36 protein-coding genes are annotated in these 22,825 nt (G+C 41.6%); 2 read left to right on the forward strand and 34 right to left on the reverse strand.

Going from position 1 to position 22,825, the window contains the following annotated elements; all coding sequences use genetic code 11:
• Positions 1-129 precede the first annotated feature (129 nt).
• Positions 130-1,161 (forward strand): LacI family DNA-binding transcriptional regulator, encoded by a 1,032-nt coding sequence (locus ACRHOZ_RS05105; protein WP_431123080.1) that lies wholly within the window; start codon positions 130-132, stop codon positions 1,159-1,161.
• 11 nt (positions 1,162-1,172) lie between these two features.
• Here the strand turns inward: ACRHOZ_RS05105 and ACRHOZ_RS05110 are convergent, their stop codons facing one another.
• Positions 1,173-2,087 carry a dimethylarginine dimethylaminohydrolase family protein gene (locus tag ACRHOZ_RS05110; RefSeq protein ID WP_431123082.1) on the reverse strand — a complete coding sequence of 305 codons (915 nt, stop codon included), beginning with the start codon at positions 2,085-2,087 and terminating at the stop codon, positions 1,173-1,175.
• Positions 2,088-2,375: 288 nt separating this feature from the next.
• On the opposite strand from ACRHOZ_RS05110, the gene ACRHOZ_RS05115 reads away from it, so the two are divergent.
• Entirely contained in the window at positions 2,376-2,843 is a 468-nt protein-coding gene (locus ACRHOZ_RS05115) for a hypothetical protein (RefSeq protein ID WP_431123085.1), read from the forward strand.
• Positions 2,844-2,891: 48 nt separating this feature from the next.
• Here ACRHOZ_RS05115 and ACRHOZ_RS05120 read toward each other — a convergent pair whose 3' ends face one another.
• From ACRHOZ_RS05120 to rpsJ, 33 genes are all read right to left on the reverse strand, one after another.
• On the reverse strand, positions 2,892-4,175 hold the full coding sequence (locus tag ACRHOZ_RS05120) for a citrate synthase (RefSeq protein ID WP_431123087.1): 1,284 nt from the start codon (positions 4,173-4,175) through the stop codon (positions 2,892-2,894).
• 123 nt (positions 4,176-4,298) lie between these two features.
• Positions 4,299-5,843, reverse strand: coding sequence for a glycogen synthase (locus ACRHOZ_RS05125; protein WP_431123090.1), 1,545 nt, complete (start codon positions 5,841-5,843; stop codon positions 4,299-4,301).
• Positions 5,844-5,957: 114 nt separating this feature from the next.
• Complete coding sequence (gene eno, locus ACRHOZ_RS05130; RefSeq protein ID WP_431123092.1) at positions 5,958-7,250, reverse strand: phosphopyruvate hydratase; 1,293 nt, start codon at positions 7,248-7,250, stop codon at positions 5,958-5,960.
• Between the two features lie 116 nt (positions 7,251-7,366).
• Positions 7,367-8,479, reverse strand: coding sequence for a glutamine-hydrolyzing carbamoyl-phosphate synthase small subunit (gene carA, locus ACRHOZ_RS05135; protein ID WP_431123094.1), 1,113 nt, complete (start codon positions 8,477-8,479; stop codon positions 7,367-7,369).
• Between the two features lie 97 nt (positions 8,480-8,576).
• Entirely contained in the window at positions 8,577-9,080 is a 504-nt protein-coding gene (gene rplQ, locus ACRHOZ_RS05140) for a 50S ribosomal protein L17 (RefSeq protein WP_431123096.1), read from the reverse strand.
• Positions 9,081-9,143: 63 nt separating this feature from the next.
• Positions 9,144-10,136, reverse strand: a complete 993-nt coding sequence (locus ACRHOZ_RS05145) for a DNA-directed RNA polymerase subunit alpha (protein WP_097047045.1) — start codon at positions 10,134-10,136, stop codon at positions 9,144-9,146.
• A gap of 18 nt (positions 10,137-10,154) precedes the next feature.
• Entirely contained in the window at positions 10,155-10,760 is a 606-nt protein-coding gene (gene rpsD, locus ACRHOZ_RS05150) for a 30S ribosomal protein S4 (protein ID WP_420400678.1), read from the reverse strand.
• A 97-nt stretch (positions 10,761-10,857) separates the two neighbouring features.
• A complete protein-coding gene (gene rpsK, locus ACRHOZ_RS05155) occupies positions 10,858-11,250 on the reverse strand; it encodes a 30S ribosomal protein S11 (protein ID WP_298791405.1) in 393 nt (130 codons plus the stop codon).
• Positions 11,251-11,390: 140 nt separating this feature from the next.
• Positions 11,391-11,765 (reverse strand): 30S ribosomal protein S13, encoded by a 375-nt coding sequence (gene rpsM, locus ACRHOZ_RS05160; RefSeq protein WP_431123100.1) that lies wholly within the window; start codon positions 11,763-11,765, stop codon positions 11,391-11,393.
• A gap of 2 nt (positions 11,766-11,767) precedes the next feature.
• Positions 11,768-11,884, reverse strand: coding sequence for a type B 50S ribosomal protein L36 (ykgO, locus tag ACRHOZ_RS05165; RefSeq protein WP_013621733.1), 117 nt, complete (start codon positions 11,882-11,884; stop codon positions 11,768-11,770).
• A gap of 4 nt (positions 11,885-11,888) precedes the next feature.
• Positions 11,889-12,104 (reverse strand): translation initiation factor IF-1, encoded by a 216-nt coding sequence (gene infA, locus ACRHOZ_RS05170; RefSeq protein WP_014031991.1) that lies wholly within the window; start codon positions 12,102-12,104, stop codon positions 11,889-11,891.
• Between the two features lie 91 nt (positions 12,105-12,195).
• Entirely contained in the window at positions 12,196-13,542 is a 1,347-nt protein-coding gene (secY, locus tag ACRHOZ_RS05175) for a preprotein translocase subunit SecY (protein WP_420400681.1), read from the reverse strand.
• Positions 13,543-13,553: 11 nt separating this feature from the next.
• The gene (gene rplO / locus ACRHOZ_RS05180; protein WP_138835161.1) at positions 13,554-14,006 is read right to left on the reverse strand and encodes a 50S ribosomal protein L15; all 453 of its coding nucleotides are present in this window, start codon (positions 14,004-14,006) and stop codon (positions 13,554-13,556) included.
• Positions 14,007-14,019: 13 nt separating this feature from the next.
• On the reverse strand, positions 14,020-14,199 hold the full coding sequence (gene rpmD / locus ACRHOZ_RS05185; RefSeq protein WP_055397075.1) for a 50S ribosomal protein L30: 180 nt from the start codon (positions 14,197-14,199) through the stop codon (positions 14,020-14,022).
• Positions 14,200-14,215: 16 nt separating this feature from the next.
• Positions 14,216-14,740, reverse strand: coding sequence for a 30S ribosomal protein S5 (rpsE, locus tag ACRHOZ_RS05190; protein WP_420400682.1), 525 nt, complete (start codon positions 14,738-14,740; stop codon positions 14,216-14,218).
• A 7-nt stretch (positions 14,741-14,747) separates the two neighbouring features.
• Positions 14,748-15,101, reverse strand: coding sequence for a 50S ribosomal protein L18 (rplR, locus tag ACRHOZ_RS05195; RefSeq protein ID WP_422348873.1), 354 nt, complete (start codon positions 15,099-15,101; stop codon positions 14,748-14,750).
• A gap of 11 nt (positions 15,102-15,112) precedes the next feature.
• Positions 15,113-15,655 carry a 50S ribosomal protein L6 gene (rplF, locus tag ACRHOZ_RS05200; RefSeq protein WP_420400684.1) on the reverse strand — a complete coding sequence of 181 codons (543 nt, stop codon included), beginning with the start codon at positions 15,653-15,655 and terminating at the stop codon, positions 15,113-15,115.
• A 19-nt stretch (positions 15,656-15,674) separates the two neighbouring features.
• Complete coding sequence (gene rpsH / locus ACRHOZ_RS05205) at positions 15,675-16,073, reverse strand: 30S ribosomal protein S8 (RefSeq protein WP_420400685.1); 399 nt, start codon at positions 16,071-16,073, stop codon at positions 15,675-15,677.
• A gap of 17 nt (positions 16,074-16,090) precedes the next feature.
• Positions 16,091-16,360: a 30S ribosomal protein S14 gene (gene rpsN / locus ACRHOZ_RS05210; protein ID WP_116218582.1), complete on the reverse strand. Its 270-nt coding sequence runs from the start codon at positions 16,358-16,360 to the stop codon at positions 16,091-16,093.
• A gap of 1 nt (position 16,361) precedes the next feature.
• Positions 16,362-16,913, reverse strand: a complete 552-nt coding sequence (gene rplE, locus ACRHOZ_RS05215; RefSeq protein WP_431123107.1) for a 50S ribosomal protein L5 — start codon at positions 16,911-16,913, stop codon at positions 16,362-16,364.
• Between the two features lie 2 nt (positions 16,914-16,915).
• Positions 16,916-17,227, reverse strand: a complete 312-nt coding sequence (gene rplX / locus ACRHOZ_RS05220; RefSeq protein WP_431123109.1) for a 50S ribosomal protein L24 — start codon at positions 17,225-17,227, stop codon at positions 16,916-16,918.
• A 17-nt stretch (positions 17,228-17,244) separates the two neighbouring features.
• The gene (gene rplN / locus ACRHOZ_RS05225) at positions 17,245-17,613 is read right to left on the reverse strand and encodes a 50S ribosomal protein L14 (RefSeq protein ID WP_073181004.1); all 369 of its coding nucleotides are present in this window, start codon (positions 17,611-17,613) and stop codon (positions 17,245-17,247) included.
• A 2-nt stretch (positions 17,614-17,615) separates the two neighbouring features.
• Positions 17,616-17,876 (reverse strand): 30S ribosomal protein S17, encoded by a 261-nt coding sequence (gene rpsQ / locus ACRHOZ_RS05230; RefSeq protein ID WP_073181006.1) that lies wholly within the window; start codon positions 17,874-17,876, stop codon positions 17,616-17,618.
• 13 nt (positions 17,877-17,889) lie between these two features.
• A complete protein-coding gene (rpmC, locus tag ACRHOZ_RS05235; RefSeq protein ID WP_138835174.1) occupies positions 17,890-18,081 on the reverse strand; it encodes a 50S ribosomal protein L29 in 192 nt (63 codons plus the stop codon).
• Positions 18,082-18,100: 19 nt separating this feature from the next.
• Entirely contained in the window at positions 18,101-18,520 is a 420-nt protein-coding gene (rplP, locus tag ACRHOZ_RS05240) for a 50S ribosomal protein L16 (RefSeq protein WP_055397052.1), read from the reverse strand.
• Positions 18,521-18,540: 20 nt separating this feature from the next.
• Positions 18,541-19,257: a 30S ribosomal protein S3 gene (gene rpsC, locus ACRHOZ_RS05245; protein ID WP_420400687.1), complete on the reverse strand. Its 717-nt coding sequence runs from the start codon at positions 19,255-19,257 to the stop codon at positions 18,541-18,543.
• Between the two features lie 8 nt (positions 19,258-19,265).
• The gene (gene rplV / locus ACRHOZ_RS05250; RefSeq protein ID WP_420400688.1) at positions 19,266-19,673 is read right to left on the reverse strand and encodes a 50S ribosomal protein L22; all 408 of its coding nucleotides are present in this window, start codon (positions 19,671-19,673) and stop codon (positions 19,266-19,268) included.
• Between the two features lie 7 nt (positions 19,674-19,680).
• Complete coding sequence (gene rpsS / locus ACRHOZ_RS05255) at positions 19,681-19,959, reverse strand: 30S ribosomal protein S19 (RefSeq protein ID WP_116182579.1); 279 nt, start codon at positions 19,957-19,959, stop codon at positions 19,681-19,683.
• A gap of 11 nt (positions 19,960-19,970) precedes the next feature.
• Entirely contained in the window at positions 19,971-20,795 is an 825-nt protein-coding gene (gene rplB / locus ACRHOZ_RS05260; RefSeq protein WP_431123113.1) for a 50S ribosomal protein L2, read from the reverse strand.
• Positions 20,796-20,804: 9 nt separating this feature from the next.
• The gene (gene rplW / locus ACRHOZ_RS05265) at positions 20,805-21,095 is read right to left on the reverse strand and encodes a 50S ribosomal protein L23 (protein ID WP_138835180.1); all 291 of its coding nucleotides are present in this window, start codon (positions 21,093-21,095) and stop codon (positions 20,805-20,807) included.
• A gap of 7 nt (positions 21,096-21,102) precedes the next feature.
• Positions 21,103-21,732 carry a 50S ribosomal protein L4 gene (gene rplD, locus ACRHOZ_RS05270; RefSeq protein ID WP_431123116.1) on the reverse strand — a complete coding sequence of 210 codons (630 nt, stop codon included), beginning with the start codon at positions 21,730-21,732 and terminating at the stop codon, positions 21,103-21,105.
• The gene (gene rplC, locus ACRHOZ_RS05275) at positions 21,732-22,349 is read right to left on the reverse strand and encodes a 50S ribosomal protein L3 (protein ID WP_138835184.1); all 618 of its coding nucleotides are present in this window, start codon (positions 22,347-22,349) and stop codon (positions 21,732-21,734) included. Before rplC ends, rplD begins: the two co-directional genes overlap by 1 nt.
• Before the next feature lie 169 nt (positions 22,350-22,518).
• On the reverse strand, positions 22,519-22,824 hold the full coding sequence (rpsJ, locus tag ACRHOZ_RS05280; protein ID WP_007094989.1) for a 30S ribosomal protein S10: 306 nt from the start codon (positions 22,822-22,824) through the stop codon (positions 22,519-22,521).
• Between the last annotated feature and the right edge of the window lies 1 nt (position 22,825).

Consider the following 22,825-nt stretch of genomic DNA (forward strand, 5'->3'; position numbering starts at 1 on the left):
TTATTGCTAAACGTCTATAACTTCACTACTTTGGTCCACAGATAGGAAAAAGACGGATTGGACCTAACATGCCGTTCAATTCCATTTGAAATCCTATCATGTATTGCTATTGGAACTAAATACCCTTACGTGCAGCCTAAAAAATACACCCTCGAAGATATTGCAAAGCTTGCCCAAGTTTCCAGAGGCACTGTAGACAGAGTAGTTAACAACAGAGGTAATGTTTCCGCAAAGGCCAGGGAGAAAGTAGATAAGGTTCTAAAAGAAATAGACTATAAACCCAATCTGATTGCCCGATCTTTAAAACGACATAAAGACCTTACCATTGCGGTGGTTATCCCCAAGCACAATGAACAGGATATATACTGGGATCAATGCGCCCAGGGTATAGCGGAAGCGGGAGAAAAATTGACCCAATTTGGAATCATGCTCAGTTATTTTCGCTATCAGAAAAGTAAGGAGAGTTTTGAAAAAAAGTTGAAAGAGGCAATGCTGATAGGTCCAAGTGCCATTTTGATCGCCCCGATATTCTACGAAGAACTCAAAGCACTCTTTTCACAAGTTGAAAAGAAGGGTATTCCCATTGGGCTAATCAATACCCCCATTGAGGAAATCGACCATTCGACCTTTGTGGGCCAAGACTACAAAGTAAGCGGAAGACTTGCCGCACAACTGATGGATCAAATCATTGAGCATACGCCCAAACAGAAAGTTCTAATTGCACATCTTGGTGTTGATACCGACCATGCTATTCACTTAAGGGATAAAGAAAGTGGGTTCAAAGCCTATTTCAGTGAGCATAATCCTGACTTGAAAATTGAGGTGGTTTCTTTTAGCTCCGACAATTTTCCAGAACGTTTGGAATCCATATATTCAGAAATCTCGGGAATCTATGTGACCACATCCAAGACCCATTTACTGTCGGCATATCTGAACAAGCAGTCGAACGTTAAGGTCATTGGCTATGATTTGGTTCCTAAAAACATAGCACAATTGCGAAAAGGCAATATCAACATCCTTCTCAACCAAAACCCAAAGATGCAAGGTGATGCCTGCATTGGTTTGCTTTCAGAACAACTACTTTACAACAATGTGGTGCCAAAGAAAAAACTATTCCCCATTGACATTGTATTGACTGAGAATTTGGAAAGCTATCTATAACTGAAGCCTGTTTAGCTTCGTATCAGGGGCATGGTGCTGCATCGAAGCAGTCCTTCCTGTTTGGCAATCTCTGCATAGGGAATTTCCTCCACAGTGAAACCTTGCTCACGTAACCAATTGTTCAAGCGGGTAAAGTTTTGTTCCGAGACCACAACTTCAGGCGAAATGGAAAATACATTGCTGAACATTTGATACATTTCGTCCTTGGTAATCTCAAAAATGTTCTCTTTTCCAAAATAATCCACCAACCATTGGTACTCTTCTTCCACTAAAAAGCCGTTTTTGTGTAGAATGGCCTTGCCCTTGCCCACGGGTTGAAAACAGCAGTCCAGATGCAAAGCATTCTCTTTGGCATTGGTATTGGATTTCCGTAGTTCAAAAGCCTTGACCTTTTTATGGGGAAATTGTGCTTTTAGAAATTCCACGGCTTCTTTGTTGGTTCGAGCCGTGATATAATCTGGATAATCAGCCCCTGTATATGTCCCCACAAAGATATAATCGTTCCAGGGCATCACATCCCCTCCTTCAATATGCACTTCTTCTGGAGGTCTGATAATTTTATTGGGGTCTATTTTTTCTAGTACCCCATGAATCGCCTCAAATTCGCGTTCGCGATCCGGCAGAATGTTGGAATGAAACAATTTATCTTCTATTACAAAGGCAATGTCCCTTGAGAAAATTTGGTTGCAATCTACCAGCACATCAGGCCTGTAAACGGTAACTCCATGTTTGTGGAACACTTGGGCAAAAGCATCCATTTCCTTGACCATGTCCGCTTCGGTTGGATACGTTCCTGCCAAAATGTGCTCCAGGGATTTTGGGTCGTAAGCTTCTTCCGGTTTAGGTACTGGACCACAGCTTTCGGCCGTACCCAAGATAACCGCCTTTAATGGGCTGGTTTCATTCTCAATATGCAATTGCATCATAGTTTCAATTTTCAATTCCAAAAGGATGCGTCACTATCCGTAATGGGAGGAAATCCTCAAAAATTCTATGGCAAAACTAGTGCTTTGCAAGCGATTTTCCACTTCGCCAAATAGAAAATATCATAGTTGCACAGGGGCTTTTTATAACAGTAAATGTCAAATCTCCCAGTTTGATTTAACTAATTGATTTTCAGTATATTGAATTTGATTTATTTTCAAAAATTCCTGTTCAAACGTACCTAAAATACCTGGGATAATACTAACTTTAAATGAAGAAACAGTCCTTGGATGAAAAAGATTGTTCTATTCATCGGTTTTATAGCAGTGGTGAGCCTTGGTTTGGCCTCCTTAAGCATTTTCCCCGAAAAAGTTTCCCTCCCAATTACTTTTGGGGGTCCGGCTCCCAATGCCCCTGACCAATCCACCAAATATTCCGATTGTATTGATTCACTGGATCTATCCAAGCATTTAACAAAGCAGCCCCAATCCAGCGTAGAAGGTTCATCGTCATTTAGAGAGATGGACAGCTCTCTTGAAAAGTACAGGCAATCCATGGATTCCGTTGTAAACAATCTTACGGCTTTGGAAGCCCACCAATTCTTGCATGCTGCATACAATAAATATAGGAACACCCTGCAATCCGACTCGCTAACTGAAGCGAAGACTTATTATCTTTTAGGAGCAATGCAAATTTGTTACCAACTGGATAAGTCCTTGAATCTTACCTCTGACACTGTAGAGAAAAATGCCAAATGAAAAGGCGACCCCAAAGTCGCCTCTCCATCTTTTAATATGTACACTATACTATCTTTTGGCCACAGAGACAAAGGGTCTGTGGTTCTCACCAATGTAAATCTGTCTAGGACGTCCTATGGGCTCTCCACGTAGACGCATTTCCCTCCATTGGGCAATCCATCCCGGCAATCTTCCCAAAGCGAACATTACCGTAAACATTTCGGTTGGAATTCCTAGGGCTCTGTAGATTATTCCGGAATAAAAGTCCACATTCGGATACAACTTGCGTTTTACAAAGTATTCATCTTCCAAAGCTTCCTTTTCCAGGCCTTTGGCTATATCCAAAATAGGATCATCGATGCCCAAATTTCCTAAAACCTCGTCCGCAGCTTTTTTTATGATTCTAGCTCTTGGGTCAAAGTTTTTATACACTCTGTGACCGAAGCCCATCAAACGGAAAGGATCGTTTTTATCCTTGGCCTTGGCCATGTATTTTTTGGTATCGCCGCCATCTTCTTGAATGGCTTCCAACATTTCCAATACAGCTTGGTTGGCACCTCCATGCAATGGGCCCCAAAGGGCAGAAATTCCTGCGGACAGGGATGCGAACAAACCAGCGTGTGAAGAACCAACTATCCGAACCGTGGAAGTGGAACAGTTCTGCTCATGATCTGCATGCAATATGAGAAGCTTATCCAAAGCATCAATGGCAATACCATCCCTTTTGTATTCCTGACTAGGTTTCTTGAACATCATTTTATGGATGTTCTCTACATAACCCAAGCTATCATCTCCATAATCCAAAGGCAATCCTTTTTTCTTTCGTTGGGTCCAAGCTACCAAAACAGGGAATTTGGCCAATATGCGCACTATGGAGTGGTACATGGCTTTTTCTGAAGAAACATCAACCGAAGTGGGATTAAATGCCACCAGGGCACTGGTCAATGAAGACAGCACGCCCATTGGGTGCGCAGATTTCGGAAAAGCGTCCAAAATCTTCTTCATTTCCTCGTCCACATGGGACTCCTCCTTAATATCGTTATGGAATGTCTCCAGTTGTTCCTTATTGGGAAGTTCCCCAAAAATCAAAAGGTAGGCCACTTCCAAAAAATCAGCTTTTTCGGCCAAATCTTCGATAGAGTATCCTCGATAACGCAGAATTCCTTTTTCCCCATCCAAAAAGGTAATGGCACTTTCACAGGAACCGGTATTCTTATATCCCGGGTCAATGGTTACTATTCCGCTAGTGCCACGGAGGGTTTTGATATCAATAGCGTGCTCATTTTCAGAGCCTTTGATAACTGGAAATTCGTATTTCTCACCTGCATATTCGAGTATAGCTTTGTCCGACATTTTAACTAATAAAGGATTAATAAAACAGAAGGTGAAAATTACGAAAAAGCGCAGCCATTAACAATTTCTGGGCGCTCTTTCTAGGCCAGCAAAAACACAAATAAATGTTAAGTTTCAAACAGCTTATTTCGTATCGAACTGATAGAGGTCTTTGTAGTACTTGTCAACCGATTTTTTCCAGGTGAACCTCATTTTTTTGGCAGCTGTCTGCATTTTTTTCCAGGCCTCTTTATCATTCTGGAACATATCCAGCGCCTGATCAAAACCATCCAACATGCTCTTTATCTTTTCGTCGTACGTATCACCGTCAAAGGCAAAGCCCGTTTTCATGTGCTTAACGGTATCCTTAAGTCCACCGGTGTGGTGCACCAAACAGGGATTTCCATTGCGCATGGCCAACATTTGGCTTATGCCACAGGGTTCAAATAGGCTCGGCATAAAATAGAGGTCGGATTCCAAGTAAATCGAATCTATTAAACTTTCGGATTGCCCGTTGGTAAAAACGAAGTTTTTATGCTCATAGCTCAATTGCCTGAACAATTCTTCATATTCTGGAGCTCCCGTGCCCAACAACATGAAAATCCCATCCACCTTCTCCAGTTTCTTTAAAATCTCCACAAATGCCTCTGGAGACCTTCTAAAAAAGTAGAATTTCTGTTCTGTAAGTCTAGCCACACTTGAGGCAATGAACTTGGGTCGATTATCCACATATTCCATGATCTTCTCCCCGGTATGGGCCAAAAAGTCCGCTTTGTACTTCTTGGATTCTTCTTGCAACCATCGGAACAGTGCTTTGACCGTATTGCGGTAAATAAACCCTTTTTCCTCTATATTGATGTTCTTGTAATTACATCCATTCAAAATCCCGAACAATCTTCCTTCCTCATCGGCAGTACGTAAATCCTGCTCCAGACTTTCCCCACCGATAAACTCTGGGGGCGAGCTTGGTTTCATTACATCTTCCTTATAGGAAGGAGATACCGTATGCACGGCATCCGCAAAGCGGATTCCAACGGCCATAAGGTTGATGCAATCCTGATAGCGATAGTCCATTAAGGTCCTATGGTCAAAAACCACATCAGGAAACCAATTTCTAACAGAAGAATAGTTGTCATCAAAAGGACGGATTCCCTGAATGGCCAAATTATGGATGCTGTATACAAAACGGATATCCTTTAGGTTGGTATACTCTTGATGATATGCTCTTAAAAATAGGAGCAGACTGGCATGCCAATCATGTAAATGAATAATATCGATGTCCCCAAATGCTCCTTTCTTGACCGCTTCCGCCACCGCAGTATTAAAGATGAAATATTTTATGGCATCCGTATAAAATGGCTCCTCGGGGTCATTGTGATAAATATGTGCTATGTCCCCGGCTTCAATCTCTGGATGGTGCAGTACATAGTGGACAATATTGGGAAATTCCTTTTTGGGCTTCACCTCATACAATTCGGCGGTATACGAGAGTCCCCGAAGACTAAAATTGAGATGGGTCTTAAAAAGCCCATCCTGATGCAATCTGCTGTAAGAGGGAACAATCACATGAACTTTGTCCCCATGTTCCGAAATCTGTCTGGGAACATCCCGAACTACATCTCCCATTCCACCAGCCTTGCAATTGGCCAAGGCATCGTTTTCGGCTGCGACAAAAAGAAAGTTCTTCATTTAGGTAAGTTTGCTTAGTTTATTGAATTAAGTTAGCCAAAGTTCCTTTTTGAAACAAAAAAAAGCCTTTCACATTTCGGAAAGGCCTTTTTATTGCTATTAAATCATCAACAATTAATTTACTTTGAATGCTTTTTCCTGCGGATAGTAGGCGGTACTTCCCAATTCTTCCTCAATTCTCAATAATTGATTGTATTTGGCCATTCTATCACTACGTGAAGCGGAACCAGTTTTGATCTGACCTGTGTTCAATGCCACGGCCAAATCAGCAATGGTATTGTCCTCGGTCTCTCCAGAACGGTGAGACATTACTGAGGTATAGCCTGCATTTTTGGCCATATTTACGGCTGCAATAGTCTCAGTCAAGGTACCTATTTGGTTTACTTTGATCAAAATGGAGTTGGCAATGCCATTTTCAATTCCGCGGGAAAGTCGTTCTACATTGGTCACGAACAAATCGTCGCCTACCAATTGTACTTTGTCCCCAACCTTCTCCGTCAACACTTTCCAACCGTCCCAATCGTTCTCGTCCATTCCATCTTCAATGGATATGATAGGATATTTTTCGCAAAGATCGGCCAAATACTGAGCTTGCTCTTCAGAAGTCCTAACCACTCCTTTATCGCCTTCAAACTTGGTATAATCATATTTCCCGTCCACATAGAACTCGGCAGAAGCGCAATCCAACGCAATCATTACCTCATCCCCTAGTTTATATCCTGCTTTGTCCACTGCTTTTGCTATGGTATCCAAGGCATCTTCCGTACCACCTTCCAAGGTTGGCGCAAATCCACCTTCATCCCCTACTGCTGTGCTCAAACCTCTATCGTGAAGTACTTTTTTAAGATTGTGGAAAATTTCAGTTCCCATTTGCATGGCATGGCTAAAGTCTTTGGCCTTTACCGGCATTACCATAAATTCCTGGAATGCGATGGGCGCATCCGAGTGCGAACCTCCGTTTATGATGTTCATCATGGGAACCGGTAGGGTATTGGCACTTACACCGCCCACATAGCGGTACAAAGGCAATCCCAATTCGTTGGCTGCTGCTTTGGCTACCGCCAAGGAAACACCCAAGATGGCATTCGCACCCAACTTTGATTTGTTTGGAGTTCCATCCAAGGCAATCATCGCATCATCTATTTGATTTTGCTCAAAAACCGAAGTACCCACCAATTCCTCTGCGATTACGGTATTTACATTGTTCACGGCCTGGCCTACACCTTTGCCCATAAAAGAACTTCCACCATCCCTAAGTTCAACGGCTTCATGCTCTCCTGTAGAAGCGCCGGAAGGTACGGCAGCTCTTCCCAAAATGCCATTTTCGGTAATCACATCTACCTCTACGGTAGGATTACCTCTCGAGTCTAAAATCTGTCTTGCATGAATGTTGATAATAATGCTCATGTGAACTTAAATTTATGGTTGAAATTAATTCGGCAAAGATACAAAAGGAGTGCAGTTTTGCTTCATGATAAGGCTCATAAAACGCTGATAATAACCTAAAAATAAACTACAACGTTTTAGTTGCGTCCAGATTCTATGACCTCAAAAAATTGGTCAAAAAGATAATCTGCATCATGGGGTCCAGGACTTGCTTCTGGGTGGTACTGTACAGAAAACACATCCTTATCCTTCATCTTGATTCCTGCTACGGTATTATCATTCAAATGCATATGGGTAATCTCCAAGTCGGCATGGGCTTCGGTTTCTTCCCTGTTAATGGCAAAACCATGGTTCTGGGAGGTAATTTCCCCTTTTCCTGTGACCAAATTAAGAATAGGGTGGTTAATACCCCTGTGCCCATTGTGCATTTTATAGGTTGATACCCCATTGGCCAAGGCCAATACTTGATGCCCGAGACAGATTCCAAACAAAGGTTTGTTGGACTTTATCATCTCCTTGGCCGTGGCAATAGCATCTGTTAATGGCTCAGGATCCCCAGGTCCGTTAGATATGAAGTACCCATCCGGGTTCCAGGCTTCCAAATCTTTAAAAGGTGTGTTGTACGGAAATACTTTAATATAGGCTCCCCTTTTCGCCAAGTTTCTTAGAATGTTCTTCTTGATCCCAATGTCCAATGCAGAAATTTTGATTTTGGCATCTTCCTCGCCAAAGTAATAAGGTTCCTTGGCGGAAACTTTGGAAGCCAATTCCAATCCTTCCATGCTCGGTACTTTTTTCAACTCTTCCTTGAGCGCATCCAGCTCATCCACTCTTGTTGAGATCAAGGCGTTCATGGCACCATTATCCCGAATATAGCTCACCAAAGCCCTAGTATCCACATCTGAAATGGCAAATAGGTCGTTTTTGTCCAAAAACTCCAGAAGGCTCATATCCGCATCGGGCCTTGAATATTCATAACTGAAATTTTTAACGATCAATCCAGCAATTTTAATGGAATCGGATTCCACTTCATCCAAATTGGCTCCGTAGTTGCCAATATGCGCGTTGGTGGCCACCATCAGTTGCCCGTAGTAAGAGGGGTCTGTAAAAATTTCCTGGTAACCGGTCATTCCCGTATTAAAGCATACTTCCCCAACGGCAGTCCCTTCTTTGTTTCCGATGGCCTTTCCATAAAAAATGGTGCCGTCTGCCAACAACACCAGTGCCTTTTTCTTAGCGTGATACTTCATTGTGGTTTTAAAATTTCAGTTTGACAAAAAAACATAAAAAAAGGATAAGTTTTCACTTATCCTTTTTCCACTAATACAATAGTTAATAACATTCTTCTTATTCTTCTGAATCGTCCGTTGTTTTCGTTTCAGCGACTGGAGCAGCAGCTTCCGCTTTTTTACCTCCACCCCTTCTACTTCTTCTTGTAGATTTCTTGGCGGGTTTTCCGGCGTTGTACAATTCATTGAAATCCACCAACTCGATCATGGCCATATCGGCATTATCCCCAAGTCGGTTTCCTAATTTGATAATTCGGGTGTATCCACCTGGTCTGTCACCAACTTTTTCTGCAACCTCCCCAAATAGTTCGGTAACTGCATACTTGTTTCTAAGGCTAGCGAAAACAACCCTTCTGTTGTGCGTACTTTTTTCGGTAGTTTGGTTGTTCTCTGTTTTGGCCTTGGTGATCAATGGCTCAACAAACTGCTTAAGCGCTTTGGCTTTGGCAACAGTTGTGTTGATTCTCTTATGCTCTATTAGGGAACTTGCCATATTGGCCAACATGGCCTTTCTGTGAGCGGCTGTTCTCCCTAGGTGGTTAAATTTCTTTCCGTGTCTCATCTTTCTGTTTTATCATCTTGCTACCAAATCCCGATGTTTATCAGGAGAGCAAAATATGATTACTTAATCTTTGTCCAATTTATATTTTGACAAATCCATTCCAAACTGAAGTCCTTTGTTGATTACCAACTCTTCCAATTCGGTCAAGGATTTTTTACCAAAGTTCCTGAACTTCATCAAATCGTTTTTGTTGAAGGAAACCAAATCTCCCAAAGTATCTACTTCGGCAGCTTTCAAACAATTCAATGCCCTCACGGACAAATCCATGTCTACCAATTTGGTCTTCAACAACTGACGCATATGCAACGACTCCTCATCGTAAGTCTCCGTTTGGGCAATTTCATCAGCCTCAAGGGTGATACGCTCATCAGAGAACAACATGAAGTGGTGAATCAAAACTTTGGCAGCTTCAGTCAATGCATCTTTTGGGTGGATGGAACCATCTGTGATGATTTCAAAAACCAATTTTTCGTAATCGGTTTTCTGCTCTACCCTAAAGTTTTCGATGCTGTATTTTACGTTTTTAACAGGAGTGTAAACAGAATCAACCGCAATGCTTCCCAAAGGGGCATTGGATTTCTTGTTTTCCTCAGCTGGAACGTATCCACGACCTTTTTCGATAATAACCTCAAGGTTAATACTTACTTTGGGATCCATGTTACAGATGACCAAATCAGGATTCAATACTTGGTATCCTGAAATGAACTTCTGGAAATCTCCAGCGGTCAATTGCTCTTTTCCACTTACGGAAACAGAAACAGTTTCACTTTCAACATCATCAATCTGTCTTTTGAAACGAACCTGTTTTAGGTTCAAGATCATTTCCGTAACGTCTTCAACAACGCCTGGGATAACAGAAAACTCATGTTCAACTCCATCAATACGCACAGAAGTGATCGCAAAACCTTCCAATGAGGAAAGTAGAACTCTTCTCAGCGCATTTCCAACTGTTAATCCATAACCAGGTTCCAAAGGGCGAAATTCAAATTTCCCTTCGAAATCTGTTGAATCGATCATTATAACTTTATCGGGCTTCTGAAAATTTAGTAATGCCATATTGGATTAATGTTGATTTTATTTAGAGTATAACTCGACTATTAGTTGTTCCTTGATATTCTCAGGAATCTGAAGTCTTTCAGGAATGGCAACGTAAGTTCCTTCCTTTGTTTCAGAATTCCAGGTAATCCACTCATAAACACTGCTATTGGCAGCCAAGGAATCTTGAATGGACTGTACGGATTTAGATTTTTCGCGAACACCAACTACATCCCCTGCTTTCAGGCTATAGGAAGGAATGTTCACTATCTCACCGTTAACGGTAATGTGTCTGTGGGAAACCAACTGTCTGGCACCTCGTCTTGATGGGGCAATTCCCATTCTGTAGACTACGTTGTCCAAACGCGACTCGCACAATTGAAGCAATACCTCACCGGTTACTCCCTTGCTTCTGTTTGCCTTGTCAAATAGGTTTCTAAATTGTCTTTCCAAAATACCGTAGGTATACTTGGCTTTTTGCTTCTCCATTAACTGGATAGCGTATTCTGATTTTTTACCACGGCGTCTGTTGTTACCGTGCTGTCCTGGAGGATAACTTTTTTTCTCGAAGGCTTTATCGTCTCCGAAAATCGCTTCTCCAAATTTTCTAGCGATCTTTGATTTTGGTCCTGTGTATCTTGCCATCTTCTAATTTTTTGAAAGTGCGATTATGAATTAAGGCTTATCCTTCGATAATCTCCATGCACCTTCGTGAAGACCCTAACGGGCCGATTATGATTAATTAAACTCTTCTTCTTTTTGGAGGTCTACAACCGTTGTGCGGAAGTGGGGTAACATCAATGATTTCCGTAACCTCGATACCGGAATTGTGTATGGAACGAATTGCAGATTCCCTACCATTTCCAGGTCCTTTTACGTAAACCTTCACTTTTCTCAATCCTGCCTCATGTGCAACTTTGGCACAGTCTTCCGCGGCCACCTGGGCAGCGTAGGGAGTGTTCTTTTTAGAACCTCTAAATCCTAGCTTACCAGCCGAAGACCAAGAAATTACATCACCCTTTTTATTGGTCAAGGAAATGATGATATTGTTAAAGGAAGCAGTAACGTGAGCCTCTCCAACGGACTCTACCACTACTTTGCGCTTCTTTGTTGTTTTTGTACTTGCTTTTGCCATATTTTTTAGTTTCTAGTTGCGCGTCCGCCGAAGTTTCAACAGTGCGCGGTGTTAGTTTTAGTTATTGGAATCCTAGACTTTTACATTTCAAACAGATTCTTCTAACGTCTAAATACTAACTAATGACTTCTTTCTAATTATTATTTGGTTGCCTTTTTCTTGTTGGCAACTGTCTTTCTCTTTCCTTTTCTGGTCCTAGAGTTGTTTTTGGTACGCTGACCTCTAAGCGGTAATCCGGATCTATGACGAATCCCACGGTAACAACCGATGTCCATCAATCGCTTGATGTTCAATTGGGTTTCGGAACGAAGTTCTCCTTCAATAGTGTAAGAGGAAACAGCTTCCCGGATTCTACCGATTTCATCATCGTTCCATTCGGAAACTTTGGTATCCTCGCTCACTTTGGCCTTCTCCAAAATTTCTTGGGCCCTACTTTTACCAATTCCGTAAATGTAGGTAAGTGAAATTACTCCGCGTTTTTGTTTGGGTATATCAACCCCTGCAATTCTTGCCATAATTACCCTTGTCTTTGTTTAAATCTAGGATTCTTTTTGTTGATTACGTATAATCTGCCTTTTCTGCGAACAATCTTGCATTCGGCGCTTCTCTTCTTTATTGATGCTCTTACTTTCATCGTATTAGTATCTATAAGTAATTCTTGCTTTTGTTAAATCGTATGGGCTCATTTCAAGCTTTACCTTGTCACCTGGAAGCAATTTGATGTAATGCATACGCATTTTTCCAGAGATGTGTGCTGTTACAACATGACCGTTCTCCAATTCTACTCTAAACATTGCGTTTGACAATGCTTCGATAATGGTTCCGTCTTGTTCTATTGCAGGCTGCTTTGCCATATTTTAGTTATTAGTTTTCAGTTATAAGTTATTGGTTAAAGCTTTTTCGAATCCCAAGTCTAACATCTAACTTTTAGCTTCTAACTTTTTTTTATGCTACTTTTCTATTCTTTCCGGTTTTCATTAAACCGTCATAATGTCTATTCAACAAATAAGAATTTACTTGTTGTACTGTATCGATCGCCACACCTACCATAATCAATAGGGAAGTACCACCGTAAAACAATGCCCATCCAGCCTGAACGTCCATCAACTTTACCACAACTGCAGGCAATACTGCCAACAAGGCCAAGAAAACAGAACCAGGCAAAGTGATCAAGGACATGATCTTGTCCAAGAAATCACCCGTTTCCTTTCCAGGTCTAATCCCTGGAATGAATCCACCACTTCTTTTTAGATCATCCGCCATTTTGTTCGTGGGAACTGTAATGGCAGTATAGAAGTAGGTGAATATGATGATCAATATGCCGAACAGAATGTTATAGGCCAATCCGAAAATATCGGCAAACTGAACCTCCATCCATTGTCCTACTGCTGTATCGTTAAAGGTCTTTCCAATCAAACTTGGCGCAAACATAATCGCTTGGGCGAAGATAATCGGCATAACCCCAGATGCATTCAACTTTAATGGGATGTATTGTCTAGACCCCATGATGTTCTTTTCGTATCCGCCTGAAGCTGTTCTTCTTGCATATTGAACCGGTATCTGGCGCACGGCCATCACCAACAACACACTTGCCAAGATCACCAAGAACCAAATGATTACCTCAATCAAGATAAACATGATTCCACCGGTGTTGTTTGTTGTTCTTGAGATAAACTCCTGAACAAAGGATTGTGGCATGGTGGCAATAATCCCGATCATGATCAATAGGGAAATACCGTTACCGATACCTTTATCCGTTATCTTCTCTCCCAACCACATGGCAAACACACATCCCGTAACCAGGATAATTACGGCTGGAATCATAAAATCCAATCCTTTCCCGATCACAAAAGCGGAAGCAGGAACTCCAAACCCAGCTTCAAGGCTATATAAATAAGCAGGTGCCTGGACGATACAAATACCGATGGTCAACCAACGTGTAATCTGGTTGATGGTCTTTCTTCCACTTTCACCTTCTTTCTGTAGTTTTTGCAAATAAGGAATGGCAATACCCATCAGCTGCACCACAATGGATGCTGAAATGTAGGGCATGATTCCCAGGGCAAACACAGATGCATTGGCAAAAGCCCCTCCTGTAAAAGCATTCAATAATCCTAGTAATCCCCCATCAGTCCCATCGGCCAAAGCTCCCAATTGGGAAGTATCAATACCTGGAAGAACAATTTGTGCACCAAAACGGTACACTAAAAGCAAGCCAAGGGTAACAATAATACGTTGCCTTAGCTCTTCAATCTTCCAAATATTTGATATGGTCTCTATAAATTTCTTCATGCTTCTTATTCTTATAAACTTATTGCCTCACCTCCAGCAGCTTCGATAGCAGCTTTAGCGGAAGCACTAAATTTATGTACAGATATTTTAAGGGCAGCTTTCAATTCGCCGTCTCCCAAAATCTTTACCAAGTCGTTTTTATGTGCCAATCTGTTTTCCACAAGGGTTTCCAAGGTCACTTCTTTCTTTACAACACCATTGTCCACCAATTCTTGCAATTTGCTCAAATTAATGCCTTGGTATTCCTTTCTATTGATATTCTTAAAACCAAATTTGGGAACACGACGTTGCAAAGGCATTTGTCCACCTTCAAAACCAATCTTTTTGGAATATCCAGATCTTGACTTGGCTCCTTTGTGACCACGGGTAGAAGTACCTCCTTTACCGGAACCTTCTCCACGACCTACACGTTTTCCCGCTTTCTGTACAGCACCTTCTGCTGGCTTAAGATTATGTAACTCCATGTGCCTTTATATTTTAAGCTTCCTCAGTGGAAACCAAGTGTTTTACCTTATTAATCATTCCAAGGATATTAGGTGTTGCATCGTGTTCAACAACATGCCCTATCTTGCGCAAACCAAGAGCTTCCAGAGTCCTCTTCTGGTTCTGGGTTCTTTTGATGGCGCTTTTTACCTGCTTAACTTTAATCTTTGACATAATAATATCCTCTTATTTATCCCTTAAAGACTTTTTCTAAAGAAATTCCTCTTTGGTTGGCAACCGTTTGCGCTCCCCTTAGTTGCAATAGGGCATCAAAAGTTGCCTTTACAACGTTGTGTGGGTTGGAAGAACCTTGTGATTTTGACAATACATCGTGTACTCCTACAGCTTCCAATACCGCTCTTACAGCTCCACCGGCAATTACCCCGGTACCATGTGATGCAGGCTGAATGTAAACACGCGCGCCTCCATACTTACCTTTTTGCTCATGGGGAAGGGTTCCCTTGTTCAAAGGAATGCGAACCAAATTCTTCTTGGCGTCCTCAATAGCCTTGGCAATGGCCGTTGCTACTTCTTTGGATTTACCTAAACCATGTCCTACTACACCATTCTCATCACCAACAACAACAATTGCTGAAAAACCGAATGCCCTACCACCTTTGGTAACTTTGGTAACCCTTTGGACTCCAACCAAACGATCTTTCAACTCCAGTCCACCTGGCTTAACTATTTCTACGTTTTTGTATTTCTGGTACATAGTCTTATTAGAATTTTAGTCCTGCTTCCCTAGCTCCTTCTGCCAATGATTTAACTCTTCCGTGATACAAGTTTCCACCTCTATCAAAAGCTACGGCTTCAACACCAAGCTTTTTTGCTTTCTCCGCAATGGTCTTTCCTACCAAAGCAGCAACTTCGGTTTTGGTCCCTTTGGCATCAAGGTCTTTATCTCTTGAAGACGCAGCAGCCAAAGTAACACCTTTGTTATCGTCAATCAATTGAGCGTAGATCTCTTTGTTACTTCTAAAAACAGAGAGTCTTGGTCTTGCTTCAGTACCAGAAGATATCTTTCTGATTCTTCTTCTGATGCGTAATCTTCTTTCAGTCTTGGATAATCCCATAGTCTTACTTATTATGCTGATTTACCTGCTTTTCTTCTTAATTGTTCACCAACAAACTTGATTCCTTTTCCTTTGTAAGGCTCTGGCTTACGGAAAGCGCGAATCTTGGCAGCAACCTGTCCTACCAACTGCTTGTCGTGAGATGTTAACTTAACGATAGGATTTTTACCCTTTTCGGAAATGGTCTCGATTTTGACTTCGGGAGCAATATCCAATACTATGTTATGGGAAAAACCTAACGCCAAATCCAATTTTTGTCCTTGGTTACTGGCTCTGTATCCAACCCCTACCAATTCCAATTCCTTGGTCCATCCTTTGGACACTCCATCGACCATGTTGGCAATCAAGGCACGGTATAGTCCGTGTTTTGCTTTGTGCTCTTTGGAATCAGACGGTCTTTCTAGCTGAACATTTCCTTCTTCAACCTTTACTGCAATTCCCGAAATCTCTTGGGAAAGTTCTCCCAACTTACCTTTTACGGTAACCACATTGTCGTTTACCTCAACAGTGACTCCTTCTGGGATTGCAACTGGATTGTTACCTATTCTAGACATTTTTCTTTTCTTTTCTCAATTAATAAACGTAGCACAATACTTCGCCACCTACGTTTTCTTGCTTGGCCTGCTTGCTGGTCATTACCCCATGGGAGGTTGACACGATAGCAATACCCAAGCCGTTAAGAACCCTTGGAAGCTCTTCTGAACCTGCATACTTACGAAGTCCAGGCTTGCTCACCCTTTGTAATTTCTTAATCACAGGCTCTTTGGTAAACTTATCGTACTTCAAGGCAATTTTGATATTACCCTGCGTATCGTTTTCCTCAAATTTGTAGCTCAAGATGTATCCTTGATCAAACAAAATTTTGGTCATCTGTTTTTTTAGATTGGATGCTGGAACATCTACCACCCTATGACCTGCCCTACTGGCATTTCTAATTCTGGTCAAATAATCTGAAATTGGATCTGTAAGCATTTCTCTTCTTTATCTGTTTACCAACTTGCCTTTTTAACTCCTGGAATCAAGCCCTGATTGGCCATTTCCCTGAATGTAACCCTGGAAATACCAAATGTTCTCATATATCCTCTTGGTCTACCGGTCAATTTGCAACGGTTGCGCATACGTACCGGAGATGCATTTTTAGGAAGCTTTTGCAAGGCTTCGTAATCACCAGCTTCTTTTAAAGCTTTTCTCTTTTCTGCATACTTTGCAACCATTTTTGCCCTTTTTCTTTCACGGGCTTTCATTGATTCCTTAGCCATACTAGTTCTTTTTAAAGGGTACTCCCAATTGGGTTAACAATGATTTTGCTTCTTTATCTGTTTCCGCAGAAGTAACGAAAGTGATATCCATTCCGTTTATTCTGTTGATTTTGTCGATATTGATCTCTGGAAAAATAATCTGCTCGGTCACACCCAAGTTGTAATTTCCTCTACCATCAAATCCAGTAGCCCGCACTCCTTGGAAATCACGTACCCTAGGAAGGGCAGACGTAATCAAGCGGTCCAAAAACTCATACATGCGTTCACCTCTTAGGGTAACTTTGGCACCTATGGGCATTCCTTTTCTCAACTTGAAGGATGCAACGTCCTTTTTGGAAATGGTTGCTACCGCCTTCTGACCTGTAATATTGGTCAGCTCCTCAACAGCATGGTCAATCAGCTTTTTATCGGAAACAGCAGCTCCAACCCCACGGCTAACCACAATCTTCTCCAATTTGGGAACCTGCATTACGTTTTTGTAACCAAATTCTTCAGACAACGCCTTAATCACGCGCTCTCTATATTCTTGCTTTAATCTTGGAATGTAACTCATAACTAAATTACTTCATTGGATTTTTTGGCAAACCTAACTTTCTTCCCATCTCTTTCTTCGTACCCAACACGAGTAGCATCTCCTGACTTTGGGTCAATCAATGAAAGGTTTGAGATATGGATAGGCGCTTCCTTTTTTACAATTCCTCCCTGAGGATTCTTTGCACTAGGTTTTTCGTGCTTGGAAACGGTATTGACTCCTTCCACGATAGCCTTGTTCTTTTCACGGTCTACCTGAAGCACTTTTCCTTCGGTGCCTTTGTGGTCTCCTGTAATGACCCTAACGGTATCCCCTGTTTTTATTTTCAACTTCATCTTAACTGATATTTCTGTTAAAGCACCTCTGGAGCTAATGAAACAATCTTCATGAACTGCTTGTCCCTAAGTTCCCTGGCCACTGGGCCAAAAACCCTGGTTCCACGCATTTCACCTGTTGGGTTCAACAAAACGCAAGCGTTATCATCAAATCGGATGTAAGAACCATCTGGTCTTCTTACTTCTTTTTTTGTTCTTACCACAACTGCAGTAGAAACAGAACCCTTTTTTACTGTTCCGTTGGGAGTAGCTTCCTTTACGGTAACCACAATCTTATCTCCCAAAGAAGCATATCTTCTCTTAGTACCTCCAAGTACGCGGATGGTCAAAACTTCTTTTGCACCAGTGTTGTCCGCAACCTTTAATCTTGATTCTTGCTGTAACATAATTATTTAGCTCTTTCAAGGATTTCAACCAATCTCCAACATTTCGTCTTGCTCAATGGTCGGGTTTCCATTATTTTAACGGTATCACCTTCGTTGCAGTCATTCTTTTCATCATGGGCCACATACTTCTTGGTCTTAAGAACGAACTTACCGTACATAGGGTGCTTTACTCGTTTTACCTCAGAAACTACAATGGACTTCTCCATTTTGCTGCTGGTAACAACGCCTATTCTTTCTTTTCTTAAATTTCTTTTATCTTCCATAAGGCAAAACCAATTATTGTACTTCCCTTTTAGTTAATTCTGTTGCAAGTCTCGCTACCGTCCTTCTAGTCTGTCTGATCTGTAAAGGATTTTCCAAAGGAGTAACCGAGTGAGCGATTTTTAAATCAGCGTGTTGCTTTTTAAAATCAGCCAGCTTTTCCTTTAGCTCTTCAATTGAAAGTTCTTTTATTTCTGATTGTTTCATCTTTCTTCCCAATTAAAAATTAAGCGGAATAATCCCTAGCTACAATAAACTTTGTTTTTACCGGTAACTTTTGGGCCGCAAGACGTAATGCCTCCTTGGCAATGTCCATAGGAACACCAGCTACCTCAAACATGATTCTTCCAGGCTTAACAACGGCCACCCAATATTCTGGAGCACCCTTACCTTTACCCATACGTACCTCAAGAGGCTTTTTGGTGATGGGTTTGTCCGGGAAAATTTTGATCCAGAGCTGACCTTGTCTTTTCATATACCTTGTCGCAGCAATACGCGCAGCCTCAATCTGACGGGAAGTAATGAAATGGGAATCCAAGGATTTGATACCGAACATTCCATTGGAAAGTTGGTGCCCTCTTTGGGAATTTCCTTTCATACGCCCCTTCTGGGCTTTACGAAATTTTGTTCTTTTTGGCTGTAACATTTTACCTTTACTTTATCTTATTACTTTCTACGACGTTGTGGTTTCTTACCATCTCGTTTGTCGCCTTTTCCTTGACTTTTGGACAATCCTACGAGCGGGGAAAGTTCTCTTTTCCCATAAACCTCGCCCTTCATGATCCAAACTTTGATACCCAATCTTCCGTAAGTGGTATGTGCTTCATGCAAAGCATAGTCCACATCTGCACGGAAAGTGGATAATGGAATTCTTCCTTCCTTGTAAGATTCTGAACGTGCCATCTCAGCTCCGTTCAAACGTCCCGAAATCTGAATTTTGATACCCTCGGCATTCATACGGATTGCAGCAGCAATCGCCATTTTGATGGCTCTTCGGTATGAAATTCTGCTTTCAATTTGTCTTGCAACACTGGCTGCAACCAAATTGGCATCCAATTCAGGTCTCTTTATTTCATGGATATTGATCTGAACCTCTTTGTTTGTGATTTTCTTAAGCTCTTCCTTAAGTTTATCTACCTCTTGCCCACCTTTACCAATGATGATACCAGGTCTAGCCGTGGTAATGGTGATGGTGATCAATTTTAAGGTTCTTTCAATAATTACCCTAGATACACTGGCCTTGGCCAAACGTGCATGGATATACTTTCTAATCTTATCATCCTCAGCCAGCTTATCGCCGTAATCATTACCGCCGTACCAGTTAGATTCCCATCCTCTGATAATTCCTAAGCGATTTCCTATCGGATTGGTTTTTTGTCCCATTTTATACTCTAGCTTTGAACATTGTTATTGGCTTCCAAGATCATGGTAACATGGTTGGAACGCTTTCTAATTCTATGTGCTCTACCTTGCGGGGCAGGACGTAGTCTTTTCAACATTGTACCACCGTCCACACGGATCTCTTTGATAATAAGGTCAGCATCCTCTATGTTGGCTTCCTCATTTTTAGCTTCCCAGTTGGCAATTGCAGAAAGCAATAGTTTTTCTAATTTTCTGGAAGCCTCTTTGGGGTTGAACCTCAAGATGGCCAATGCCATTTCTACCTGCTTTCCTCTAACCAAGTCGGCAACCAAGCGCATTTTTCTCGGCGAAGTTGGGCAGTTGTTCAACTTGGCAATAGCAAGTTGCTTCTTCTCTTCCTTTAACCTTTCGGCCATTTGTCTTTTACGAACTCCCATAGCTTACTTACTTTTTACCTTTGTTTTTAGCTCCTGCATGACCTCTAAAAGATCGTGTAGGTGAAAATTCTCCAAGCTTGTGACCTACCATGTTCTCGGTTACATATACAGGAACAAATTGTCTCCCGTTGTGCACTGCGATGGTCTGTCCTACGAAATCCGGAGTTATCATTGAGGCCCTTGACCATGTTTTGATAACCGTTTTCTTACCTGAATCTATATTGGCTTGAACTTTCTTTTCCAAGCTGTGATGAACGTAAGGTCCTTTTTTTAATGAACGTGCCATTTACTTTTCTTTTATTTCTTTCTACGTTCTATGATATATCTATTGGTGTCCTTGGTCTTGGAACGCGTCCTGAAGCCTTTGGCCGGGATACCGTTCTTAGATCTTGGGTGACCTCCGGAAGCCCTTCCTTCACCACCACCCATTGGGTGATCAACAGGGTTCATGGCTACTGGTCTTGTTCTTGGTCTTCTACCCAACCATCTGCTTCTACCTGCTTTACCAGATACCAACAATTGGTGGTCCGAGTTGGAAACCGCCCCGATAGTCGCCAAACAATTGGCCAAAATCAATCTAGTTTCTCCAGAAGGCAACTTAATGGTAACAAACTTACCGTCCTTCGCCATCAATTGTGCAAAAGTACCCGCACTACGTGCCATAACAGCACCTTGACCTGGTCTAAGCTCAATACAGGAAATGATGGTACCCAATGGAATTTCACTTAAAGGAAGTGCATTTCCAATTTCAGGGGCAGCATTGGCACCAGAAGAAATCTTCTGACCTACTTGCATCCCATTTTGGGCAACTACATATCTTTTTTCTCCATCCTTGTATTCAACCAAGGCGATAAATGCAGTTCTGTTCGGATCGTACTGGATAGATACAATGGTTGCATCAACTCCTTGCTTATCTCTTTTGAAATCGATAATACGATACCTTCTTTTATGACCTCCACCTCTGTGGCGCATGGTCATTTTTCCTTGACTGTTCCTACCACCCGACTTTTTTAACGGAGCAAGCAAGCTTTTCTCCGGCTTATCAGTAGTAATCGCGTCAAATCCGTTTACTACTCTAAAACGCTGTCCGGGGGTTATCGGTTTTAATTTTCTAACTGACATTTCTCGTCTTTATAGATTACTGTAAAAATCAATAATATCACCCTCCGCCACGTCAACAATTGCCTTTTTCAATGCATTAGTTTTTCCGTGCTGGATTCCTGTTTTTGTATAACGACTCTTACGGTTTGGACCATAGTTCATGGTTCTTACCTTTTCCACAGAAACACCATAAGCAGCCTCAACCGCTTCTTTGATCTGAAGCTTGTTGGCTGTTGGGTCAACGTAGAAACCATAACGATTGAAAAGCTCGCTATCCGCGGTCATTTTTTCCGTAATGATTGGTTTTATCAACACACTCATGATATTCTTATTTCTTAAGGTTCGATTCTATTCCTTCCAAAGCACTTTCAGTAAGCACAACACTGCCAGCATTAACTATCTTGTAAGTACTTAATTCTGAGCTAGTTACAACTTCGGAACGCTCCAAATTGCGCGACGACAAATATACATTTTTATTTGAGTCACCCAATACGATAAGAGACTTTTTGTTTTCTATGCCCAAGGAGCTCAAAAACGCTTTAAAATCTTTGGTTTTTGGAGCTTCAAAATTGAAGTCCTCAACAACCGTAATTGCCTTCTCTTTTGACTTCAAAGTCAAGGCCGATTTACGTGCCAAACGCTTAACGTTTTTGTTCAACTTTTGGGTATAATCTTTAGGTCTAGGACCAAAAATTCTACCACCACCTCTAAAAACAGGAGACTTGATACTACCTGCCCTTGCGGTACCTGTACCTTTTTGCTTCTTGATTTTTCTGGTACTACCAGCAATCTCAGCTCTCTCCTTGGCCTTGTGGTTACCTTGTCTTTGATGCGCCAAGTATTGCTTCACATCCAAATAGATGGCATGCTCATTGGGCTCTATTCCAAATACCTCCTTAGAAAGGTCAGCCTTTCTTCCAGTATCTTTTCCTTTGATATCTAAAACTGCAACCTTCATTACTTCTCAATTGTTACGTACGAATTCTTGTGACCTGGTACCGCACCTTTAACTACGATAAGGTTTTTCTCAGGAACCACTTTCAATACTCTCAAGTTTTGAACCGTTACTCGTTCACCACCCATTCTACCGGCCATCTTCATTCCTTTGAATACTCTCGCAGGATAAGAAGCAGCACCGATGGAACCAGGAGCTCTCAATCTATTGTGCTGACCGTGGGTCGCTTGTCCAACACCGCCAAAGCCATGTCTTTTAACAACACCTTGGAAACCTTTACCTTTTGACGTACCAATAACGTCAACAAACTCTCCCTCTTGGAAAAGCTCTACATTTAAAGTATCTCCTAATTTAAACTCACCTTCAAAATCCCGGAACTCAACGACTTTCTTCTTAGGAGAAGTACCTGCTTTTTTAACATGACCCTGTTCGGCCTTGTTTGCACGCTTTTCTGCCTTGTCATCGAAACCAAGCTGAAGGGCACTGTACCCGTCCACCTCTTCGGTTCTGACTTGGGTAACCACGCATGGTCCAGCCTCAAGAACGGTACATGGAATATTCTTTCCATTCTCGTCGAAGATGCTGGTCATACCGATTTTTCTACCTATTAACCCAGACATAAATATTTAATTAATCAATTATTTAATTACTCAATGTGCCAATTCAATTGCTTGGCAAAAAAATTGGGTCAAAGAAAAGATTCTGTGACCCAGATATTTTTCTTTTTCCCGTTTTTCCCTCGCCCGCAGCTCAGGACATGTCCACCTTTATCTCAAAAGGCGTGCAAATTTACACTTTTATTTCGACTTCAACACCACTTGGAAGCTCTAATTTCATTAAAGCATCAATGGTTTTTGAAGAAGAGCTATAAATATCCAGCAAACGCTTGTAAGAACTTAGCTGAAATTGCTCTCTCGATTTCTTGTTCACGTGTGGTGAACGCAAAACTGTAAATATCTTTTTGTGCGTTGGCAATGGGATTGGCCCAGTAACCACAGCACCTGTTGTCTTAACTGTCTTTACAATCTTTTCAGCAGATTTGTCCACCAAATTGTGATCGTAAGATTTAAGTTTAATTCTAATTTTTTGACTCATC

The organism is Flagellimonas flava, from assembly GCF_050617915.1.
Taxonomy (GTDB): domain Bacteria; phylum Bacteroidota; class Bacteroidia; order Flavobacteriales; family Flavobacteriaceae; genus Flagellimonas; species Flagellimonas flava_A.

What these genes read in the sequence shown, in the direction of transcription:
- rpsE (WP_420400682.1), bottom strand. Translation starts at nt 14,740, where the DNA reads ATGTACCAGAAATACAAAAACGTAGAAATAGTTAAGCCAGGTGGACTG.
- rpmD (WP_055397075.1), bottom strand. Translation starts at nt 14,199, where the DNA reads ATGTCAAAGATTAAAGTTAAGCAGGTAAAAAGCGCCATCAAAAGAACC.
- rpsN (WP_116218582.1), bottom strand. Translation starts at nt 16,360, where the DNA reads ATGGCTAAGGAATCAATGAAAGCCCGTGAAAGAAAAAGGGCAAAAATG.
- infA (WP_014031991.1), bottom strand. Translation starts at nt 12,104, where the DNA reads ATGGCAAAGCAGCCTGCAATAGAACAAGACGGAACCATTATCGAAGCA.
- rplW (WP_138835180.1), bottom strand. Translation starts at nt 21,095, where the DNA reads ATGAGTGTGTTGATAAAACCAATCATTACGGAAAAAATGACCGCGGAT.
- rplO (WP_138835161.1), bottom strand. Translation starts at nt 14,006, where the DNA reads ATGGAGTTACATAATCTTAAGCCAGCAGAAGGTGCTGTACAGAAAGCG.
- rpsS (WP_116182579.1), bottom strand. Translation starts at nt 19,959, where the DNA reads ATGGCACGTTCATTAAAAAAAGGACCTTACGTTCATCACAGCTTGGAA.
- rpsH (WP_420400685.1), bottom strand. Translation starts at nt 16,073, where the DNA reads ATGCTTACAGATCCAATTTCAGATTATTTGACCAGAATTAGAAATGCC.
- eno (WP_431123092.1), bottom strand. Translation starts at nt 7,250, where the DNA reads ATGAGCATTATTATCAACATTCATGCAAGACAGATTTTAGACTCGAGA.
- rplC (WP_138835184.1), bottom strand. Translation starts at nt 22,349, where the DNA reads ATGTCTGGGTTAATAGGTAGAAAAATCGGTATGACCAGCATCTTCGAC.
- secY (WP_420400681.1), bottom strand. Translation starts at nt 13,542, where the DNA reads ATGAAGAAATTTATAGAGACCATATCAAATATTTGGAAGATTGAAGAG.
- rplF (WP_420400684.1), bottom strand. Translation starts at nt 15,655, where the DNA reads ATGTCTAGAATAGGTAACAATCCAGTTGCAATCCCAGAAGGAGTCACT.
- rpsC (WP_420400687.1), bottom strand. Translation starts at nt 19,257, where the DNA reads ATGGGACAAAAAACCAATCCGATAGGAAATCGCTTAGGAATTATCAGA.
- rplD (WP_431123116.1), bottom strand. Translation starts at nt 21,732, where the DNA reads ATGAAGGTTGCAGTTTTAGATATCAAAGGAAAAGATACTGGAAGAAAG.
- rpsD (WP_420400678.1), bottom strand. Translation starts at nt 10,760, where the DNA reads ATGGCAAGATACACAGGACCAAAATCAAAGATCGCTAGAAAATTTGGA.
- ACRHOZ_RS05115 (WP_431123085.1), top strand. Translation starts at nt 2,376, where the DNA reads ATGAAAAAGATTGTTCTATTCATCGGTTTTATAGCAGTGGTGAGCCTT.
- rpsJ (WP_007094989.1), bottom strand. Translation starts at nt 22,824, where the DNA reads ATGAGTCAAAAAATTAGAATTAAACTTAAATCTTACGATCACAATTTG.
- rpsQ (WP_073181006.1), bottom strand. Translation starts at nt 17,876, where the DNA reads ATGGAAGATAAAAGAAATTTAAGAAAAGAAAGAATAGGCGTTGTTACC.
- ACRHOZ_RS05120 (WP_431123087.1), bottom strand. Translation starts at nt 4,175, where the DNA reads ATGTCGGACAAAGCTATACTCGAATATGCAGGTGAGAAATACGAATTT.
- ykgO (WP_013621733.1), bottom strand. Translation starts at nt 11,884, where the DNA reads ATGAAAGTAAGAGCATCAATAAAGAAGAGAAGCGCCGAATGCAAGATT.
- rplR (WP_422348873.1), bottom strand. Translation starts at nt 15,101, where the DNA reads ATGGGATTATCCAAGACTGAAAGAAGATTACGCATCAGAAGAAGAATC.
- rplE (WP_431123107.1), bottom strand. Translation starts at nt 16,913, where the DNA reads ATGAGTTACATTCCAAGATTAAAGCAAGAATATAGAGAGCGCGTGATT.
- ACRHOZ_RS05145 (WP_097047045.1), bottom strand. Translation starts at nt 10,136, where the DNA reads ATGGCATTACTAAATTTTCAGAAGCCCGATAAAGTTATAATGATCGAT.
- rpsM (WP_431123100.1), bottom strand. Translation starts at nt 11,765, where the DNA reads ATGGCAAGAATTGCAGGGGTTGATATACCCAAACAAAAACGCGGAGTA.
- rplX (WP_431123109.1), bottom strand. Translation starts at nt 17,227, where the DNA reads ATGAAGTTGAAAATAAAAACAGGGGATACCGTTAGGGTCATTACAGGA.
- ACRHOZ_RS05125 (WP_431123090.1), bottom strand. Translation starts at nt 5,843, where the DNA reads ATGAAGAACTTTCTTTTTGTCGCAGCCGAAAACGATGCCTTGGCCAAT.
- rpmC (WP_138835174.1), bottom strand. Translation starts at nt 18,081, where the DNA reads ATGAAACAATCAGAAATAAAAGAACTTTCAATTGAAGAGCTAAAGGAA.
- rplP (WP_055397052.1), bottom strand. Translation starts at nt 18,520, where the DNA reads ATGTTACAGCCAAAAAGAACAAAATTTCGTAAAGCCCAGAAGGGGCGT.
- ACRHOZ_RS05110 (WP_431123082.1), bottom strand. Translation starts at nt 2,087, where the DNA reads ATGATGCAATTGCATATTGAGAATGAAACCAGCCCATTAAAGGCGGTT.
- rplV (WP_420400688.1), bottom strand. Translation starts at nt 19,673, where the DNA reads ATGGGAGTTCGTAAAAGACAAATGGCCGAAAGGTTAAAGGAAGAGAAG.
- carA (WP_431123094.1), bottom strand. Translation starts at nt 8,479, where the DNA reads ATGAAGTATCACGCTAAGAAAAAGGCACTGGTGTTGTTGGCAGACGGC.
- rplB (WP_431123113.1), bottom strand. Translation starts at nt 20,795, where the DNA reads ATGTCAGTTAGAAAATTAAAACCGATAACCCCCGGACAGCGTTTTAGA.
- rpsK (WP_298791405.1), bottom strand. Translation starts at nt 11,250, where the DNA reads ATGGCAAAAGCAAGTACAAAAACAACAAAGAAGCGCAAAGTAGTGGTA.
- rplQ (WP_431123096.1), bottom strand. Translation starts at nt 9,080, where the DNA reads ATGAGACACGGAAAGAAATTTAACCACCTAGGGAGAACAGCCGCTCAC.
- rplN (WP_073181004.1), bottom strand. Translation starts at nt 17,613, where the DNA reads ATGTTACAGCAAGAATCAAGATTAAAGGTTGCGGACAACACTGGTGCA.